The organism is Marinicauda algicola, assembly GCF_017161425.1.
GTDB lineage: Bacteria > Pseudomonadota > Alphaproteobacteria > Caulobacterales > Maricaulaceae > Marinicauda > Marinicauda algicola.
On the sequence record NZ_CP071057.1, the window covers coordinates 2,920,533 to 2,938,162 of the forward strand.

The following is a 17,630-nucleotide window of genomic DNA, read 5'->3' on the forward strand; positions in this document are numbered from 1 at the left end:
AGGCCATGACGAGCGACAATTATATCGACCAGCGCGAGCCCCGCTTCGTGGTACGCGGGCGGCACGTGCTGTTCGCCCTGGTCGGCTTCTTCGCGGTCGTCATCGCGGTCAATGCGGTCTTCATCGCCTTCGCGGTGAAGACCTTCTCCGGCGAGGAGGTCGAGCGCTCCTACGTCCAGGGGCTGGAATACAACCGGGTGATCGAGGCGCGCCGCGCCCAGGCCGAACTCGGCTGGCAGGCCGCGGTCAACATGACCGGCGGCCAGGTCCTGGTCGAGATCGCCCGGCCCGACGGCTCGCCGGTCGGCGGGCTGTTCCTGGAAGGCGCGCTGCGCCACCCGGCCGACACCGGTCTCGACCGCCCGCTGGCCTTCCGCGAGCGCGAGACCGGGCTCTATGTCGCCGAGGTCTCGGATCTGCCCGAAGGCCAGTGGATTCTCAGCGCGCACGTCGACGGGGAGCGTCCCTTCGAGATGGAGCACAGGCTTTGGCACCGCTAGACGCTGCCAATCTGCGCGGCAACGATCCGTCCGCCTTCGTGCGCAGCGAGGGCGACGCGAAGGCGCTCGACCTCGCGGTCGAGGGCGCGCGCTGTGCCGGGTGCATCTCGAAGATCGAGGGCGGCCTGAACGAGATGGAGAGCGTGAAGCACGCCCGTCTCAACCTCTCCACCGGCCGGCTCGCCGTGACCTTCACCGGCCCGGACAGCGAAGCGCGCAGGATCGTCGAGAAGGTGCGCTCGCTCGGCTATGCCGCCACGCCCTTCCAGCCGGAGACCGGCGAGGATCCGGGCAAGTCGGAAGAGAAGCGCCTGCTGCGCGCCATGGCGGTGGCGGGCTTCGCGACCGCCAACGTGATGCTGCTCTCGGTCTCGGTCTGGGCCGGCGAGGGCGAGATGGATTTCGGCACGCGCCAGCTGCTGCACTGGATCTCGGCGATGATCGCGCTTCCCGCCGCGATCTATTCGGGCCGGCCCTTCTTCGAGAGCGCGTTGCGGGCCCTGAAGGCGAAGAGCCTGAACATGGACGTGCCGATCTCGCTGGCGATCTGCCTGGCGATGGGCCTGTCCTTCTACGAGCTGCTGATCGGCCATGGCGATGCGTATTTCGATGCCGCCGTCATGCTGCTCTTCTTCCTGCTGATCGGGCGCTATCTCGACAGCCGGCTGAGGGCGAAGGCCGGCCAGGCCGCGCGCCAGCTCGCCGCCCTGCAGGCGAGCGTCGCCCACCGCATCGGCGCCGACGGCACGGTCAAGGCCGTGCCCGCGCGCGAGATCGCGCCCGGCGACCGGCTCCTCGTCGCGGCCGGCGACCGCATGCCGGTCGATGCGGTGATCCTGGAGGGCTGCGGGCAGGCCGACGCCTCGCTCGTCACCGGCGAGACCCGGCCGGTCGAGCTCTCTCCCGGCGACGCGGTCTATTCCGGCATGGTCAATCTCACCGGCACGCTGACCGTGAAGGCCACCGCCGCGCGCGAGGACTCCCTGCTCGCCGAGATCGCGCGCCTGGTCGAGGCCGGCGAACAGAACCGGTCGAGCTATGTGCGCCTCGCCGACCGCGCGGCCCGGCTCTACGCGCCGGTCGTGCACACGCTCGCCGCGCTCACGCTGATCGGCTGGATCGTCATCGGCAACGACCCGCGTGCGGGGATCCTGAACGCCATCGCGGTGCTGATCATCACCTGCCCGTGCGCGCTCGCGCTCGCGGTGCCGGCGGTTCAGATCGTCGCCTGCGGACGGCTCTACCGCGAGGGCGTGCTGGTGAAATCCGGCGACGCGCTCGAACGCCTCGCCACGGCGAGGCGCGCCATCTTCGACAAGACCGGCACGCTGACGCTGGGCAAGCCCAAACTGCTCAACCCGCACGCCCTGCGACCCGAGACGATCGAGCTCGCGGCCAAGCTCGCGCGCTCCTCGCGCCACCCGGTCTCGCGCGCCGTCGCCGACGCGGCCGGCATGGGCGATACCGCGAAGGACGTTCGCGAGGTTCCCGGCGGCGGACTGGAAGGTGTGGTCGACGGCAGACGCGTGCGCTTCGGCTCGGCCGGCTGGATCGGGGCCGACAGCGAGACGTCCGGGCCCCAGGCCCATGCCATGGAGGCCTGGCTGCAGGTCGAGGACCAGGCCCCGGTCCGCTTCGTCTTCTCCGATGCCGTGAGGAGCGATGCCAGGGACATGATCGCCGCGGTCGAGGCGAGGGGGCTGGAGACCGAGCTGCTGTCCGGGGACCGCTCCGGCCCGGTCGAGGCGGTCGCGCGCGAGCTCGGCATCGGGCAGGCGCAGGCCGAGCTGAAGCCGCAGGAGAAGATCGCCCGCATCGAGGCGCTCGCCGGGGACAATCCGCTCATGGTCGGGGACGGCATCAACGACGCGCCCGCGCTCGCGGCCGCCCATGTCTCGATCTCTATGGGCTCGGCGGCGGAGATCTCGCGCTCGGCGGCCGATCTCGTCATCCAGGGCGACCGGCTCTCGGCCATCCCGACCGCCATCGACGTGGCGCGGGCCAGCCGCCGGCGCGTGTTCGAGAATTTCGCCCTCGCCGCGATCTACAACTGCATCGCCGTGCCGCTGGCCGTGTTCGGCTTCGTCACCCCGCTGGTGGCCGCCATCGCCATGTCGGGCAGCTCGATCCTGGTCACCGGCAACGCCATGAGGCTCTTGCGCAAATGAACGCCCTCATCTGGCTCATCCCGATCGCGCTCGGGCTCGGCTTCGCCGGCCTCGCCGCCTTCCTGTGGAGCGTGCGCTCGGGCCAGTACGAGGACATCGAAGGCGCCGCCCAGCGCATCCTCATCGACGACGACAAGCCCATCGTCGACGAGGAGGAGGGGGAGAGCTGACATCTCCGCCTTCCCGAAAGGGGGCCGAAAAGGCTTCAAATCCTGAACAATTCCACAGGATAGGAGGCTTTCGCCGGGACGCGGGAAAGCGCAGACCTGCCGGGAAACCGCCGGACGGAGAGGGGAGCGGGAAGCCTACCCCCGCACCGCGCTCGCGCTCGGCTCCGGCTTCGGATCGAAATCCCTGTAGGCGCGCCAGCTGGCATGGGCGAGCCAGGGGAAGGCGAGGGCGAGGCCGACGAAGAACAGGGCGCTGCCGACCGCCACGAAGAAGGCGATGAGCCAGGCCCAGGTGAGCATGGTGAAGGGCTGCTGGAGGACCGCCTTCACGCTGGCCACCACGGCGGTGACGGCATCCACGTCCTGGTCGGTCAGCATCGGGAAGGCGAGGGCGGACACCGCGAAGGTGACGAAGGCGAGCACCGCGCCGATGGCCGTGCCGACGACGAGCAGGGTCAGGCCCGCCGGATCGGTGAACAGGAACTGGGTGAATTCGCCCGCCGGCATGGAATTGCCGACCGTGAAGGCCGCATAGAGGAACTGCGCCAGCCGCGCCCAGGTCAGGAAGAAGACCAGGAGGAGCACGCTCAGGAGCGCGAGCTGGCCGATCCGGCCTGCCGGCAGCGACCAGAAATCGAGCAGGCCCGGCGTCTTGCCTTCCTCGCGCACCTGGTTGATGCGGTAGATGCCGACCGCGAAGGCCGGCGCGACGAGGGCGAAGCCGCCGGCCAGCACCGGCGTCATCGCCGCCTGCCCGATGGACCAGAGCCCGACCGTGATCAGCACCCCGGCGAGCGTGAACGCCGCGCCATAGCCGATCGAGATGACCGGCGCGCTCATCATGTCGGCGAACCCGGCCTTCAGCCAGGCCCAGGGTGCGTCCTTGCGCGTGCGCTCGAGCGTGACCATCGTCTCCTCCCTCGTGTCTTTTCCCCAGAGTGTGTAGGGGAACGGGAGACGCGTCAATTCGCCGCTAGACCGATACCGAGTGCTTCGCAGTGCCGCTCGCGAAATGCCGGTCGAAGGCCGCCGCGGCGAGGCGTGCCAGGGGACGGTAGGCCGGGTCGACGCGCACGAGACCGCCTTCGCGCCGCACCACGCCCGCTGCCTCGAGTTCCGCGAGATCGGCCTGCGGCACCGCGCGGCCATGAGCCTTGGCGATGGCGGGGAGATCGGCCTCGAGCCGGGTCATCAGCGCCTCGATGATCGCGCCGCGGAAGGCGTCCTCGGACGTGATCTCCACACCGCGGGCCACGGGGAGTTCGCCGCTCGCCAGGGCCGCCATCCACTCGCGCACGCTCACCTTGTTCTGCATGTAGCCGAACGGCGTACGCGAGATCGAGGACGCCCCGATGCCGATCAGGGTCTGCGCCGTGTCGGTGGTGTAGCCCTGGAAATTGCGCTTCAGCGTGCCGGCGCGGTCCGCGGCCGCCATCGCGTCGCCGGGCCTGGCGTAATGGTCGATGCCGATGCGTTCGTAACCCGCCGCGCGGAATACCTCGTCCATGCGGTCGGCCTGGGCGAGGCGCTCGGCCGGCCCGGGCAGGCTGGCATCGGGAATGAGCTTCTGGTGCGCCTTCATGTGCGGCACGTGGGCGTAGCCGAAGACCGCCAGGCGCGAGGGCTCCAGCGAGACCACGCCGAGCGCGGTGTCCTCGCTCGCCGCGACGCTCTGGTGGGGCAGGCCGTAGAGCACGTCGGCATTGATCTCGGTGATCCCGTTCTCGCGCAGCCGGTCGAAGGCGAGCGCGGTCACGTCCAGCGACTGGACCCGGTTGATCGCCTTCTGGACCTTCAGGTCGAAGGTCTGGATGCCGGTACTCGCGCGGGTGAAGCCGTGCCGGGACAGCGCGCGGGCGAGATCGACATCGAAATGCCTGGGGTCGATCTCGATGGACAGCTCGGCGTCCTGGCGGATCTCGAAGCGCGCGCGCAGCCGCTCCATGATCCGGTCGAGATCGTCCGCCGACAGGATGGTCGGCGTCCCCCCGCCGAAGGCGAGGTGGGAGACGCTCATGCGCGCCGGCAGGCGGTCGGCGATGCGGTCGATCTCCACGAGCAGCGGCTCGACATAGGCCGCGATGGGGGAGCGCTTCTGCGTCGCCGTGGTGTTGCAGCCGCAATACCAGCACAGCGTATGGCAGTAGGGGATGTGCAGGTAGAGCGAGACCGGCCGGTCTTCGGGCAGGCCGGCGAGCCAGCCCGAGACGGTCTCTCCGGTCACACCGGCATGGAAGTGCGGCGCGGTCGGGTAGCTCGTGTAGCGCGGGCTGTGGCGGGCCGCGAACTTCAGCAGCGTGTCGCGCCGGGCGGCGGGGGAGGCAGCAGTCTGGGTCATGTCCCGCGAGTAGCCCCTACGCTGCGGGCTGCGAAGGTGACAGCTTGCCGCGTGCGGCGGTAGGGCGCAGGCTTGTGCGCGCGCGCCGGCGCATCGCATAACCTTGGCCATGACCGAGAAGCTCTTCCTCTCCGCCGACGATCTGCTGGCCGACGCCTTCACGCTCGCCGTGTCGATCCTGAAGACCGGCTGGACGCCGACCCATCTCGTCGGGGTGTGGCGCGGCGGCACGCCCGCGGCGATCGCGGTGGAGGAGGCGCTGCGCTATCACGGGGTCGAGACCGAGCACATGGCGGTGAAGACCTCGGCCTACGCGGCCATCGATACGATGAAGCGCGAGATCGCGGTGGAGGGGCTGTCCTATCTGGCGCCGCGCCTGTCGCCGGACTCCCGCCTGCTCATCGTCGACGACGTGTTCGACCGCGGCCACAGCCTGGAGACCCTCGTCGCCCGCTTGCGCGAGCAGTGCGGGCAGGCCATGCCCCGCGACGTGAAGACCGCCTGCGTCTGGTACAAGCCGTCCCGGCGCGAGACCGCGCTCGCCCCGGACTGGTATGTGCACGAGACGGAGAAGTGGCTCGTCTTTCCCCACGAGCTGCTCGGGCTGACGCCTGCCGAGATCGCGCAGCACAAGCGCGTGCCGGGCGATTTCCTGCAATTGCGCCTCGCCTCCGGCGGAAAATGACCCCGAAAAATCCTTGATTGACTGGCTGCGCTCGCGCGCGGCGCGTGCCATCATGACGGCTCCGAACGTCTCGCAGGGACAGGAGACCGGCCATGATTCGCTTTGCCCGCCTCGGCGCATTCGCCCTCGCCGCCAGCCTCGCGCTTTCCGCCTGCGGGGATCGCGGCGAGAGAGAGCCGGACCGGCAGGCCGGCGAGGACCTGCTGCAGTCCCGCTCGGCCGACGCCCCGCGCGCCGGCGCCGAAGCGGTCCAGGACTTCGAATACCTGCGCTATTCCGCCGAGGTGACGGGTCGCCAGCCGCGCCTGTGCCTGGCCTTCTCCGCCCCCCTCGATCCCGAGATAGACTACTCGGCCTATGTCAGCGTCGACGAGCCGGTCGCGCTCGCCGTGGAGGGCTCGCGCCTGTGCATCGGCGGGCTCTCCTTCGGCCAGACCCGCACGGTGACGCTGCGCGAGGGCCTGCCGAGCGCGGACGGGCGCGAGCTGGAGGCGGAGGTTTCTCAGACGCTCTCCTTCGCCGACCGGCCGGCGCATGTGGGCTTTTCCGGCGACGGGGTGATCCTGCCGCGCATCGAGGCCGACGGCCTGCCGATCGAGACGGTCAATGTCGAGACCGTCCGGGTGCGCCTGAGCCGCGTCAACGACCGCGCGCTCGCCTTCCGCTCGATCACGAGCGGGTATTCGGCCGGCGCCGGGGAATGGGAGTGGCTGCCCGAGGAGGAGCGCCCCGGCGAGGTGGGCGAGCTGATCTTCGAGGGCCGCATGGACACGCCCGGCCCGGCCAACGCGCCGGTGGTGACCGTCTTCCCGCTCGCCGACACGATCGGCACGCTGGAGCCGGGCGCCTATTTCGTCGAGGTCGACGATGTCGCCGGCCTCGACGACGGCGATTACGAGGAGCCGGCGCGCGCGCGGCGCTGGCTGATCGTCACCGACCTGGCCCTGACCGCCTATCGCGGCGATCACGGTCTCGACGTGACGGTGCGCTCGCTGCAGAGCGCGCAGGTGCAACGCGCGGTGAGTGTCGAACTGGTCGCCTTCTCCAACGAGATACTGGCCAGGCAGACGACGAATGACAGCGGACGGGTGTCATTTGATCGCCCGATCATGAGCGGGGAGGGCGGCAACCGCCCGCGCCTGCTGATGGCCTACGGCCCCGCCGGCGACTTCGCCCTGCTCGACCTCACCCGCGCGCCGGTCGACCTCTCCGACGAGCCGGTGTCGGGCCGGGCAAGGCCCGGACGCTTCGACGGCTATCTCTATCTCGACCGCGGCATCTACCGGCCCGGCGAGACGGTCCACGCCTCCGGCCTCGTGCGCGACGGGCAGGCCGATGCGCTGACCGAGCGGGCCGGCAGCCTCACCCTCTACGCCCCCAACGGGCTGGAGCAGGAGAGCGTCCGCTTCGAGCGCGCCGAGGCCGCCGGCGGGGTGTTCCACGACTTCGCCCTGCCGCAGGCCGCCGCGCGCGGCAGCTGGCGCCTGGAGCTCGCCCTCGACGGGGTCGGCACGGTGTCGACGGAGTATTTCGCGGTCGAGGATTTCGTGCCCCAGCGGGTCGAGCTCCAGCTGGAGGCCGATACCGAGACGGCCCTGCGCCCGCGGCAGACCCGCATGATCGACGCCGATGTGCGCTTTCTCTACGGGGCGCCCGGAGCCGGGCTTCCGATCGAGGGCCGGGCCCGCGTTCAGCGCGATCCGAGCCCGTTCGAGGCCTTCGGGAGCTATGAGTTCGGCCTGCACGACGAGCAATTCGCCGAGGCGCTGTTCGACCTGCCCGCAGCGACGACCGACGGTGCGGGCGAGGCGAACATCCCCGTCAATCCCGGCAATCGCGGCGCGGACTCCACCCACCCCCTGCGCGTGCGTGCGGTGGTGAGCGTGCAGGAGCCGGGCGGGCGGGCCGTCAGCGACGATCTCATCTTCCCCTACCGCCCGCGCGAGGCCTATTACGGGCTGAGGCGCGAGACCGACGGCCCCGTCGGCGAAGGCGAGCCGGTGCGCTTCTCCGCGATCGGCGTGAACTGGCAGGGCGAGGCGATCCGCACCGCGCTGCAATGGCGCCTGGTGCGCATCGAGTGGGACTATGACTGGTACCGCGAGAACGGCCAGGACTGGCGCTGGCGCCGTACCCGCCGCGTCGTGCCGATCGAGACCGGCCAGGTCACGCTCGACCGCGAGGCGGGCGGGCAGATCGTCACCCGCGAACTCGACTGGGGCGAGCACGAGCTGATGCTGGTCTCCGGCGAGACCGAACTCGCCAGCACACGCTTCTGGGCCGGCTGGGGCGGGCGCGATGCCGAAGGCGTCGAGGCGCCCGACCAGGTCGTGGTTTCCGGCCCCGAAGAGGCGCCCGGCGTCGGCGAGCGCGCCCGCATCTCCATGCGCGCGCCCTATCCGGGCCTTGCCGAAGTGGTCGTGGCGACCGACGGCGTCATCGAGACGATGACGGTCGACATGCCCGAGGAGGGTGCCGAACTGACCCTGCCGGTGACGCAGGAATGGGGCGCCGGGGCCTATGTCATGGTCACCGTCTACACCCCGCGCGATCCGGTCACCCAGCCCCGCCCGCGCCGGGCGGTCGGCGTCGCCTATGTGCCGGTCGACGTGGAGGGGCGCACCTTCGAGCTCGAGATCGAGGCGCCCGAGGTGGTGGAGCCGAACCGGACGATCGACGTGGTGCTGAACGCCACCGGCGGACCGGTCAACGAGGGCGCATACGTGACGCTCGCCGCGGTCGACGAGGGCATCCTGCTCCTGACCGGTTTCGAGTCCCCGGACCCGGCAGGCTGGTTCTTCGGCAAGACGCGGCTCGGCGTCGACCTCCTGGACGATTACGGCCGCCTGCTCGATCCGAACCAGGGTGCCGCGGCGCCGGTCCGCTCGGGCGGCGACCAGATCGGCGGGGCCGGGCTCACGGTCGTTCCGACCAGAACCGTCGCCCTGTTCTCGGGCCCGGTCCGGATGGACCGGCAGGGCCGCGCCACGGTCAGCCTCGAGCTTCCCGACTTCAACGGCGAGCTGCGCCTGATGGCCGTGGCCTGGTCGCAGACCGGGCTCGGCGCCGCGGCACGCCCGATGACGGTGCGCGACGATGTCGCCGCCGAGCTGATCCTGCCGCGCTTCCTTGCCCCCGGCGACGAGGCGCAGGCGACCGCGACGCTCGACAATGTCGCCGGTGCGGCCGGCAGCTACGAGGTGTCGCTCAGCGCCTCCGGCCCGGTGAGTATCCGCGAGCCCTCGCTCTCGCTCGATCTCGACGAGGGCGAACGGGCGGACGAGCGCGTCGGGCTCGCTGGCGACGAGGAAGGCATCGCCGAGATCGAGATGGCGGTCGCCGGGCCTCAGGGCTTCTCCGCGGCCAGCACCTATCCGATCCAGGTGCGCTCGCCCTATCTGCCGGTGAGCCGCATCGAGACCGACGTGATGGAGCCGGGCGAAAGCTACACGCCCTCGCCGGACTTCCTGGCCGGCTACGTGCCCGGCTCGGCCGAGCTTCAGGTCAGCTTCTCGATGACGCCGATCAACGTCTCCGCGCTCTACGAGTCGCTGTCGCGCTATCCCTATGGCTGCACCGAGCAGATCGTCAGCCGGACCATGCCGCTCCTCTATGCGGGCCAGATGGCGGGGCTGACCGGGGAGGCCGTGCCGCAGGACCCCGCGATCGAGGTGCAGGACACGGTTCAGACGCTGCTCGCCCGCCAGAACGCGGAGGGCGCCTTCGGCCTGTGGCGGCTCGGCGATCGCAGCGCCAATGCCTGGCTCGGCGCCTATGCCACGGACTTCCTGTGGCGCGCCGGACAGCAGGGCTACCCGGTCCCGGACGCCGCGCTGCAACGCGCGCTCGATGCGCTGCAGCCGGTCATGCAGGGCACGCTCTGGCGCGCCGACGGCTACGAGTACGACTACGTGAACCAGCCCTGGAGCCGGGACACGCAGGAGCGTCTCACCCACCGCGCCTCGGCCTATGCCGCCTATGTGCTGGCCCGGGCCGGCGAGGCGGACCGCTCGCGCCTGCGCTATCTCCACGACGAGCTTCTGATGGAGATCGAGAGCCCGCTCGCCCGCGCCCATATCGGCGGCGCGCTGGCGGCCATCGGCGACACGGCCCGTGCGCTCAGCGCCTTCGAGGCGGCCGTCGAGGCGCTCGGTTACGAGAACCGCGGCGACTGGTACCAGAGCCCGCGCCGGGACATGGCCGGCGTGCTCGCGCTCGCCGCCGAGGCCGGGTTCGACGACATCGCGACCGGGCTGGCCGACCGGGTGTCCCGCAACCTGCCCGAGCCTGCCCGCCTGACGACGCAGGAGAAGGCCTTCCTGATCCTCGCCGCCCGCGGGCTTGCCGGCGGGTACGAGGCGGTGCCGGTGAACTATAGCGGGCAGGCCGACGACCCGAGCGTCGTCGCCTTCATGTCCGGCGAGGTCGCCGATGCCGGCACCTTCACCAATACCGGCGAGCGCCCGATCTGGCGCACCAGCCTGGCGACCGGCGCGCCGGCGCAGGCGCCCGAGCCGGCCTCGAGCGGGCTCACCGCAAGGAAGCGCTATGCCGACCGCAACGGCAACGCGGTCGACCTCTCGCGGGTCGCGCAGGGCGACCGGATCGTGGTGGCGATCGAGCTGCAGTCGCGTGGGCAGGACAGCCATCCGATTGTGGTGGCGGACCTGCTGCCTGCCGGCTTCGAGATCGAGGCGATCCTCACCCCGGCCGATGCCGGAAAGAGCGGGCCCTATGCCTGGCTCGGCGAGCTCGCCACGACGAAGATCGACGAGGCGCGAGACGACCGCTTCGTGGCAGCGCTCGACATCACCGACGACGAGGTCCACCGGCTCGCCTACATCGTGCGCGCGGTGACGCCCGGCGAGTTCGCCTATCCCGGCGTCGTCGCCGAGGACATGTACGATCCGGCCGTCTTCGCCCGCTCCGCGCCGGGCCGGGTGACGGTCCGGCCGTGATAGCCGGGGCGCTGAGACGCGGCGCCGCGACCTGCAAGCGGATCGCCGGACGGGGAGCCGCGCTCCGCCGCGCGCTCGTGGCCCGGCGCTGGCCGCGGCGCGGCGCGGTCGCGCTCGGCGCCGTCGCGGGGACGCTCGGCCTCCTGCTGGCGCTCGACGCGCTCTTTCCGCCGCCGATCGAGCGGGGACGGGTGGTATCCACCGTCGTCGCCGACCGCGAGGGCCGCGCGCTGAGGGCGTTTCCGGTCGAGGACGGGCGCTGGCGGCTCGCCGCCGACCTGACCCGTCTCGATCCGGATTTCGTCGAGGCGCTCATCGCGGTCGAGGACGCGCGATTCCGGTCCCATCCCGGGGTCGATCCCCTAGCCGTGGTCCGTGCCGGGCTGTCTGCGGTTTCGGCCGGACGCATCGTCTCGGGCGCTTCCACCATCACCATGCAGACCGCGCGCCTCCTGGAGCCGCGTCCGCGCACTCTGGGCTCGAAGGTGATCGAGATGGTCCGCGCGGTGCAGCTGGAGCGCCGGCTCTCCAAGGACGAGATCCTCGAGCTCTATCTCACGCTCACGCCCTATGGCGGGAATCTGCAGGGCGTGCGTGCGGCGAGCTGGGCCTGGTTCGACCGCGAGCCGGACGAGCTGACGCCCGACCAGATCGCGTTGCTGATCGCCCTGCCCCAGGCCCCCGAGGCGCGCCGGCCCGATCTGGAGCCGGACAATGCGGTCGCTGCGCGCCGGGCGATCCTCATGCGCCTCGCCGCAGCCGGGCTGATCTCGGAAAGCCGTGCCGAAGAAGCCGCGGGCGAACCCGCGCCGGCCCGCCACGCTTTCCCTGCCGAGGCCTGGCACGCGAGCGCGGCGGCGCGCGCCGCCGAGCCCGGCGCGGCCGAGGTCCGCTCCACGCTCGACAGCCGCCTGCAGAGGGAACTCGAACGCCTCGCCCTGGGCGCGGCCGAACGTGCGGGCGACGGGGTGCAGGTCTCCGTCCTTGCCGTCGAGATCGAGGGGCGCGCCGTGCGCGCCAGCGTCGGCTCGGCCAGCAGGAACCGGGCCGGCGGCTGGATCGATCTCACGACCCGGGCCCGCTCGCCGGGCTCGACGCTGAAGCCGCTGATCTACGCCATGGCCTTCGATGACGGGGTCGCCGCGGCGACGACGCGCATCGAGGACCTGCCGCGGCGCTTCGCCGGCTACCGACCGGAAAACTTCGACAGGACCTTCCGCGGCGAGGTGACGATCGCAGAGGCCCTGCAGCACTCGCTCAACGTTCCGGCCGTTCACGTGCTCGACGCGGTGGGCGCCAATCGCTTCGCGGCCGCCCTGGCCTTTGCGGGCGGCGAGCCGGTGCTGCCGGAAAGCCACGACAGCGATGTCGGGCTCGCCCTCGCACTCGGCGGGCTCGGCCTGTCGGTGCGAGAACTCGCCTTGCTCTATGCCGCGCTCGGCGATGGCGGCGAGGCGCTGCCGCTGGCCTGGACCGAGGCCGAGGCCGCGCGCGTGCGCGCGATGAGCGGTCCCCATCTCGTCAGCGCGGAAAGCGCGGACGAGATTCTCGACATTCTCGAACGCGCGCCGGCTCCGCCCGGACGCATGCCGGCGAGCCTCACCGCGAACGCGCCGCGCATCGCCTTCAAGACGGGGACTTCCTACGGATTTCGCGACGCGTGGGCGGCGGGCGTGGCCGGCGGCTATGCGATCGTGGTCTGGACCGGCAGGCCCGACGGCGCGCCACGCCCCGGCGTCACGGGGCGCGAGGCGGCCCTGCCGCTCCTGTTCGACGCCTTCGACGCGGCCGCGCGCCTCGATCCGGATTTCGCCACGCCCCACAGCGTGCCGCGCGCCCTCGAGCGCGCGCCCGCGACGCTCGCGGCCTTCAACAGGGAGGACGCACCTCCGCAAATCCTGTTTCCGCCGGAGAACGCGGAGATCTGGATGGACTCCGAAGAACGCGGCTTCGTGCTGGCCGCCCGCGGCGAAGGCGAGCTGGCCTGGTATGCCGACGGCCGCCCGGTCGCACGCGATCCCGGCGGGGCGCCGGTCTGGAGCCCGCACGGACCCGGCTTCTTCGAGCTGACCGTCGTCGATGCGGCCGGCCGGGCGGCGCGAACGCGCGTGCGCGTGCGAACCCCGTCCGGCTAGCCGCCTTCGAGCACCAGGACCCGGGAATTCTCCGGCGCGGCGTCCGGCGTCCAGTCGGTGCGGATCTCGTAGCTGTCGCCCTGCGCCCAGCGCGGGGCGAGATCGCGATAACGCTTCGACCAGGGATGACCGGACTGTCCCGGCGCATGCATGAAGCGCGAGGCGTCGAGGTCGGAGAGGTCGTAGACCGCCCTCAGCGAGGGGCCGTGATAGACCGTGTAATCGCCCGAACGGTAGCTGAAATGGCCGACATTGAGCGTCGAGCCGTCGCCGCCGACCGGGGTCTCCACCGTGAACCAGTCCCCGATCACCGGAACGCCGGTGAAGGGGTGGTCGAACAGGGCGCGGTGGCTGTCGGCCCAGCGCCAGGCGTCGATATCGTCGCCATGGGTGAGTTCCAGCTCGGCCATGGCGCTGTCGAGGGCGAGTCCGGCGATCACGGCGCAGCTCTCGACCTCGCCGGTGCGGATGTCGTCGCACCAGGCCGACGCGTCCCCGGTGAGCACGCGCTCGATGAAGAGCCGGCGCGGGTAGAAGAAGCGCTCGAACTCGGGGCCGAGCTCGTCGGAATAGACTGCGGCGGTGAGCGCCTTGATCCAGGCCGAGAAGATCAGGCCCTCAGGCCCGTCGCCCGACAGCGTGCCGTCCCAGCGCTCGATGCGCGCGAGGGCCTCGAGGCCGAGCTGGGTTTCCGGATCGGCGCCGATCAGGGCGGTGTGGATGCGCCGGGCGAACGCGGAGGTCACGTCCATCTGCATGGCATTGAAGCTGGCGGCATCGTGGGCGGGATTGGCGTCGAGCAATTCCTCGATGCGCGGCGCGCGGTAGATGCCGTAACTGCCCGGCAGCGGGTAGGGATAGGCCTCGCCGGCGACGAGATTGTTGCCCGAGGCGATCGCGCCGCCCTGCGGATTTCGCACGCGGGGCAGGTCCTCGAACGGGATGAAACCGGTCCAGTTCCCATCCCGGTCGCGGATCGGAAGGAGGCCGGCGGTGGAATAGCCGATCGTGCCGTCGACGCCGGCGTAGTGCATGTTCTGCATCGGCGCGGTCCAGCCGCGCGTGGCCTCCACGAAGCTGTCCCAGCCGGTCGAGTGCATGATGCGGTAGGTGGCGTCGGCAACGTCGTTGCCCGGATCGGTGACCGTCCAGCGCAGGACGACGGCCTTGTTCTCCGTGTCGAAGGCCTCCAGCGAGAACCAGGCCGGGTCGAGGATCGGGCCCTCCGCGGTCTCCCAGACCGTCAGCTCGACATCCTCGCCGCCCTTCACGCGGATCGTCTCGGTGCGCTCGGTGATGTTGAGCCCCGCCGGGTCGCGCTCGACCCAGTCGATCACGTCGAAGCCGGTATTGGTGAAGCCCCAGGCCCCGTGCGCATTGCGTCCCAGGATGATGAACGGCGTGCCGGGCGTGGAGGCGCCGACCACGGGAGTGGCCTCCAGCTCCAGCCGGACCATGTACCAGATCGAGGGCGCGGCGAGCGCGAGATGGGGATCGTTGGCCAGCAGCGGCGCGCCCGAGGCCGTGCGCGAGCCGTCGACGACCCAGGCATTGGAGCCCGGCAGGTTGTCCGGCTGGGATAGGGCCTCGGATTCGTCCCCGGGCGGGGGCAGAACCTCCTCGGTGATCTCGGAGAAGCGCGGCGCGAGATCCTCGTCCTTCAACGTGGTCGGGCCCCAGTCGGGATATTGCGCGCGGAACTGCTCGAACTGCTGCGGGGTGAGAAGATCGGCGAGCGAGGCGCGCTCCACGTCGTCCCCGGCCCCGGCGGCGAGCGAGTCGGCGAGATAGAGGGTGAGCCCGGCCGAATCCACCATCCGCCAGGGCTCCGGCTCGGTTCGCAGGATGGCGTATTCCGGTGCCGGCCGGCCCCGCGCGAGGCGCGCGTTGACGCCTGCGACATAGGCCTCGGTCGCCGCGCGCGCTTGCGGCGAGAGATTGGCGAGAACCGCCTCGGCGGCCTGGGGGAAGCCCTTGATGCGCGACTGGGCGTCGCTCCTGATCGCGCGTTCTCCGAACAGCTCGGCGAGCCGGCCGTGCACGAAGCGGCGGGCGAGATCCATCTGGAAGAAGCGCTCGTCGGCATGGGTGTAGCCGAGCGCGAAATAGACGTCGGCGTCGCGCTCGCCGAAGATATGCGCCGTGCCGTTCTCGTCGCGCACGATGGTAGCGCGGCCGTCATAGCCCTCGATCCCGACGCGGCCCTCGGTCTGCGGGCGGCTGGACTGGAAGCGCCAGCCGAGCCAGCCGGCCGCTCCGAGCCCGGTAAGCAGCGCGACCACCACAAGCGCGATCACCCCGCGCACGATCCATTTCACCATGAGCGTCTCTCCCCCTCAAAGATCGACGAGGCCGGAGACTAGCAGGAGGACGGCCAGCGGCGCCAGCGTGCCGCGACACCGGGAGCGAGAATCTGCCATTCCCTTCAGGGTCTTGTTTTCACACAATCTTTACGCGCGCACGCTAGCCGTGACACGAAGCGGCGAGAGACCCTATCCCATGACCTGCTCCGTTCCGACGGCGTGCACCTGCGCGAGGCCCTTTCCGGCCGAGCTGAAATTCGCCTTCCAGCCCATCATCGACGCGCGCGCGCAGACGGTCTTCGCGCAGGAAGCGCTCGTGCGCGGCGCGGACGGGGAGGGCGCGGGCGCGATCCTCGCCCTGGTCGACAAGGCAAACCTGCACGCGTTCGACCGCAAGTGCCGCATCGGCGCGGTCAAGGCGGCGGCTCGTCTCATGGGGCCGCAGGACGGGCTGCTGTCGGTCAACACCCTGCCGAATTCTGTCTACGATCCGGAAACCTGTCTTCGCACGACGATCGCGGCGGCCGAGGCGGCGGGCTTTCCCGTCGAGCGCATCATGTTCGAGATGACCGAGCACGAGGCCATCATCGACCTCGACCATTTCGTGACGATCGTGAAGAGCTACAAGGACATGGGCTTCACCACCGCGATCGACGACTTCGGCGCCGGCTCGTCGGGGCTGACCCTGTTCGCCAGGGTCCTGCCCGACGTGATCAAGATCGACCGCGCCCTCGTCGACGGGATCGCGGACAACGAGGTACAGCGCGCCATCGTCGGCAATCTCGCCGAACTGTGCGCGAAACTCTCGGTCAAGGTGATCGCCGAGGGCATCGAGCGCCGGCAGGATTTCGAAGCCCTGGGCGAACTCGGCATCGCGCTGTTCCAGGGCTACTACTTCGCCAGGCCGGTGCTGGAGAGCGTGGTGAGGCCCGCCCTGCCGGCAGCGGCCTAGCCCGACTGCAGCTTCTTGAAGAACTCGAACATCTTGCCGTAGGGCGGGCGGATCAGGCGGCTGGGATGCCAGACCGGGGCCTCGAAGACCGCGCGCTCGTGGGTGAAGGTCAGGAAGCCGTCCTCGCCGTGATAGGCGCCCTGGCCGGAGGCCCCGACCCCGCCGAAGGGCAGGTCGGGCACCGACAGGTGCAGCATCGGCACGTTGACCGCAGCCCCGCCGGAGATCGTGCGCGACAGGAAGCGGCGCGCGGTATCCTTGCTCCTGGCGTAGACATAGAGGGCGAGCGGGCGGTCGCGCTCGTTGACGAAGCGGGCCGCGTCGCTCATCCCGTCATGGCCGAGCACGGGCAGGACGGGGCCGAAAATCTCCTCCTTCATCAATGCGATGTCGGTGGGCGGGTTGATCACGATGGTTGGCGGATAGGCACGCACGCCCTGCTGGGGGCTGGTCGCGAATTCGGCCTGGAGGACTTCCGCCCCGGCCGAGCGGGCCTCCTCGACGAGTTTCTCGATGCGCTGATAGTGCCTGTCGGAGATGATGGCCGTGTAGTCGGCGTTCTCGCCGGCCTCCGGCCACATCGCCCTGACCTCGTCGATCATCGCCTCGGCGAAGTCGTGCTCGCTGCCCTTCGGGGTCAGGACATAGTCCGGCGCGACGCAGGTCTGGCCGGCATTGAAGAACTTGCCCCAGGCGATGGTCTTGGCCGCCTGGCGGATGTCGAAATCATTGGCGATGACGGTCGGGCTCTTGCCGCCGAGTTCCAGCGTGACGGGGGTGAGGTTCTCCGCCGCGGCCCTGGCGACCAGCCGGCCGACCTGGGTCGAGCCGGTATAGAAGATGTGGTCGAGGGGAAGCGAGCAGAAGGCCTGCGCCACCTCGGGTCCGCCGGTGATCACCGCGACATGGTCCTCGCTGAACAGCTCGCCGAGGGTCTCCTTCAGGAGCTCGGCGGTGCGCGGGGTGAACTCGCTCGGCTTGATCATCGCCCGGCAGCCGGCCGCGAGCGCGGCGGTCAGCGGCGCGAGGGCGAGCTGCATGGGATAGTTCCACGGCGCGACAATGCCCACCACGCCCTTGGGCTCGCGCCGGACATAGGCATTGCCCGGCTTCAGCGTCATCGGCACGTCCTTGCGCCTCACGCTCATCCAGCGCGCCACGTTCTTGCGGGCATGCTTGGCGTCGGCGATCATGAAGCCGATCTCGGCGATCTCGGTTTCCGCGCCCGAGCGCCGGCCATAGTCGGCATTGATCGCCTCGACGAAATCCGCGGCGCGGCGCTTGACCATGTCCTCGATCTTCTTCAGGTCGCTCTTGCGCTCCTCCAGCGAGCGGTGACGCTCGGCCTCGAAGGCGCGTTTCTGGCGCGCATGGATGTCCTTCATGCGCTCGATCTGGCGGGTGTCGACATCGCTCATGGC

General features: G+C 70.6%; 11 protein-coding genes. 7 read left to right on the plus strand and 4 right to left on the minus strand.

Translation table 11 applies throughout. The annotated features are described in order from the left end of the window. The first annotated feature begins 5 nt into the window (after positions 1-5). Genes JW792_RS14535 through ccoS form a run of 3 tightly spaced genes read left to right on the plus strand, consistent with a single transcriptional unit; the run spans position 6 to position 2,838 of the window. Complete coding sequence (locus JW792_RS14535) at positions 6-500, plus strand: FixH family protein (RefSeq protein WP_135995081.1); 495 nt, start codon at positions 6-8, stop codon at positions 498-500. Beyond that, positions 488-2,668 (plus strand): heavy metal translocating P-type ATPase, encoded by a 2,181-nt coding sequence (locus JW792_RS14540; RefSeq protein WP_135995080.1) that lies wholly within the window; start codon positions 488-490, stop codon positions 2,666-2,668. Before JW792_RS14535 ends, JW792_RS14540 begins: the two co-directional genes overlap by 13 nt. Continuing rightward, the gene (ccoS, locus tag JW792_RS14545; RefSeq protein ID WP_135995079.1) at positions 2,665-2,838 is read left to right on the plus strand and encodes a cbb3-type cytochrome oxidase assembly protein CcoS; all 174 of its coding nucleotides are present in this window, start codon (positions 2,665-2,667) and stop codon (positions 2,836-2,838) included. Before JW792_RS14540 ends, ccoS begins: the two co-directional genes overlap by 4 nt. Before the next feature lie 135 nt (positions 2,839-2,973). Here the strand turns inward: ccoS and JW792_RS14550 are convergent, their stop codons facing one another. Both JW792_RS14550 and hemN read right to left on the minus strand, forming a co-directional pair. Further along, positions 2,974-3,747, minus strand: a complete 774-nt coding sequence (locus JW792_RS14550) for a DUF2189 domain-containing protein (RefSeq protein WP_135995078.1) — start codon at positions 3,745-3,747, stop codon at positions 2,974-2,976. Positions 3,748-3,811: 64 nt separating this feature from the next. After that, positions 3,812-5,176, minus strand: coding sequence for an oxygen-independent coproporphyrinogen III oxidase (gene hemN, locus JW792_RS14555; protein WP_135995077.1), 1,365 nt, complete (start codon positions 5,174-5,176; stop codon positions 3,812-3,814). 109 nt (positions 5,177-5,285) lie between these two features. Between hemN and JW792_RS14560 the strand changes: the two genes are divergently transcribed. The 3 genes from JW792_RS14560 to pbpC all read left to right on the plus strand — a co-directional run bounded on the left by JW792_RS14560 (position 5,286) and on the right by pbpC (position 12,954). Beyond that, positions 5,286-5,861, plus strand: coding sequence for a phosphoribosyltransferase (locus JW792_RS14560; RefSeq protein ID WP_135995076.1), 576 nt, complete (start codon positions 5,286-5,288; stop codon positions 5,859-5,861). 92 nt (positions 5,862-5,953) lie between these two features. After that, complete coding sequence (locus tag JW792_RS14565; RefSeq protein WP_135995075.1) at positions 5,954-10,819, plus strand: alpha-2-macroglobulin family protein; 4,866 nt, start codon at positions 5,954-5,956, stop codon at positions 10,817-10,819. Further along, positions 10,816-12,954 carry a penicillin-binding protein 1C gene (gene pbpC / locus JW792_RS14570; protein WP_241094984.1) on the plus strand — a complete coding sequence of 713 codons (2,139 nt, stop codon included), beginning with the start codon at positions 10,816-10,818 and terminating at the stop codon, positions 12,952-12,954. Before JW792_RS14565 ends, pbpC begins: the two co-directional genes overlap by 4 nt. Here pbpC and JW792_RS14575 read toward each other — a convergent pair. Next, positions 12,951-15,275 carry a penicillin acylase family protein gene (locus JW792_RS14575; RefSeq protein ID WP_135995074.1) on the minus strand — a complete coding sequence of 775 codons (2,325 nt, stop codon included), beginning with the start codon at positions 15,273-15,275 and terminating at the stop codon, positions 12,951-12,953. The two genes, pbpC and JW792_RS14575, sit on opposite strands and share 4 nt — an antisense overlap. A gap of 178 nt (positions 15,276-15,453) precedes the next feature. On the opposite strand from JW792_RS14575, the gene JW792_RS14580 reads away from it, so the two are divergent. Further along, a complete protein-coding gene (locus JW792_RS14580; RefSeq protein WP_241094985.1) occupies positions 15,454-16,209 on the plus strand; it encodes an EAL domain-containing protein in 756 nt (251 codons plus the stop codon). Here the strand turns inward: JW792_RS14580 and JW792_RS14585 are convergent. Further along, a complete protein-coding gene (locus JW792_RS14585; protein WP_135995073.1) occupies positions 16,206-17,627 on the minus strand; it encodes a coniferyl aldehyde dehydrogenase in 1,422 nt (473 codons plus the stop codon). The two genes, JW792_RS14580 and JW792_RS14585, sit on opposite strands and share 4 nt — an antisense overlap. Between the last annotated feature and the right edge of the window lie 3 nt (positions 17,628-17,630).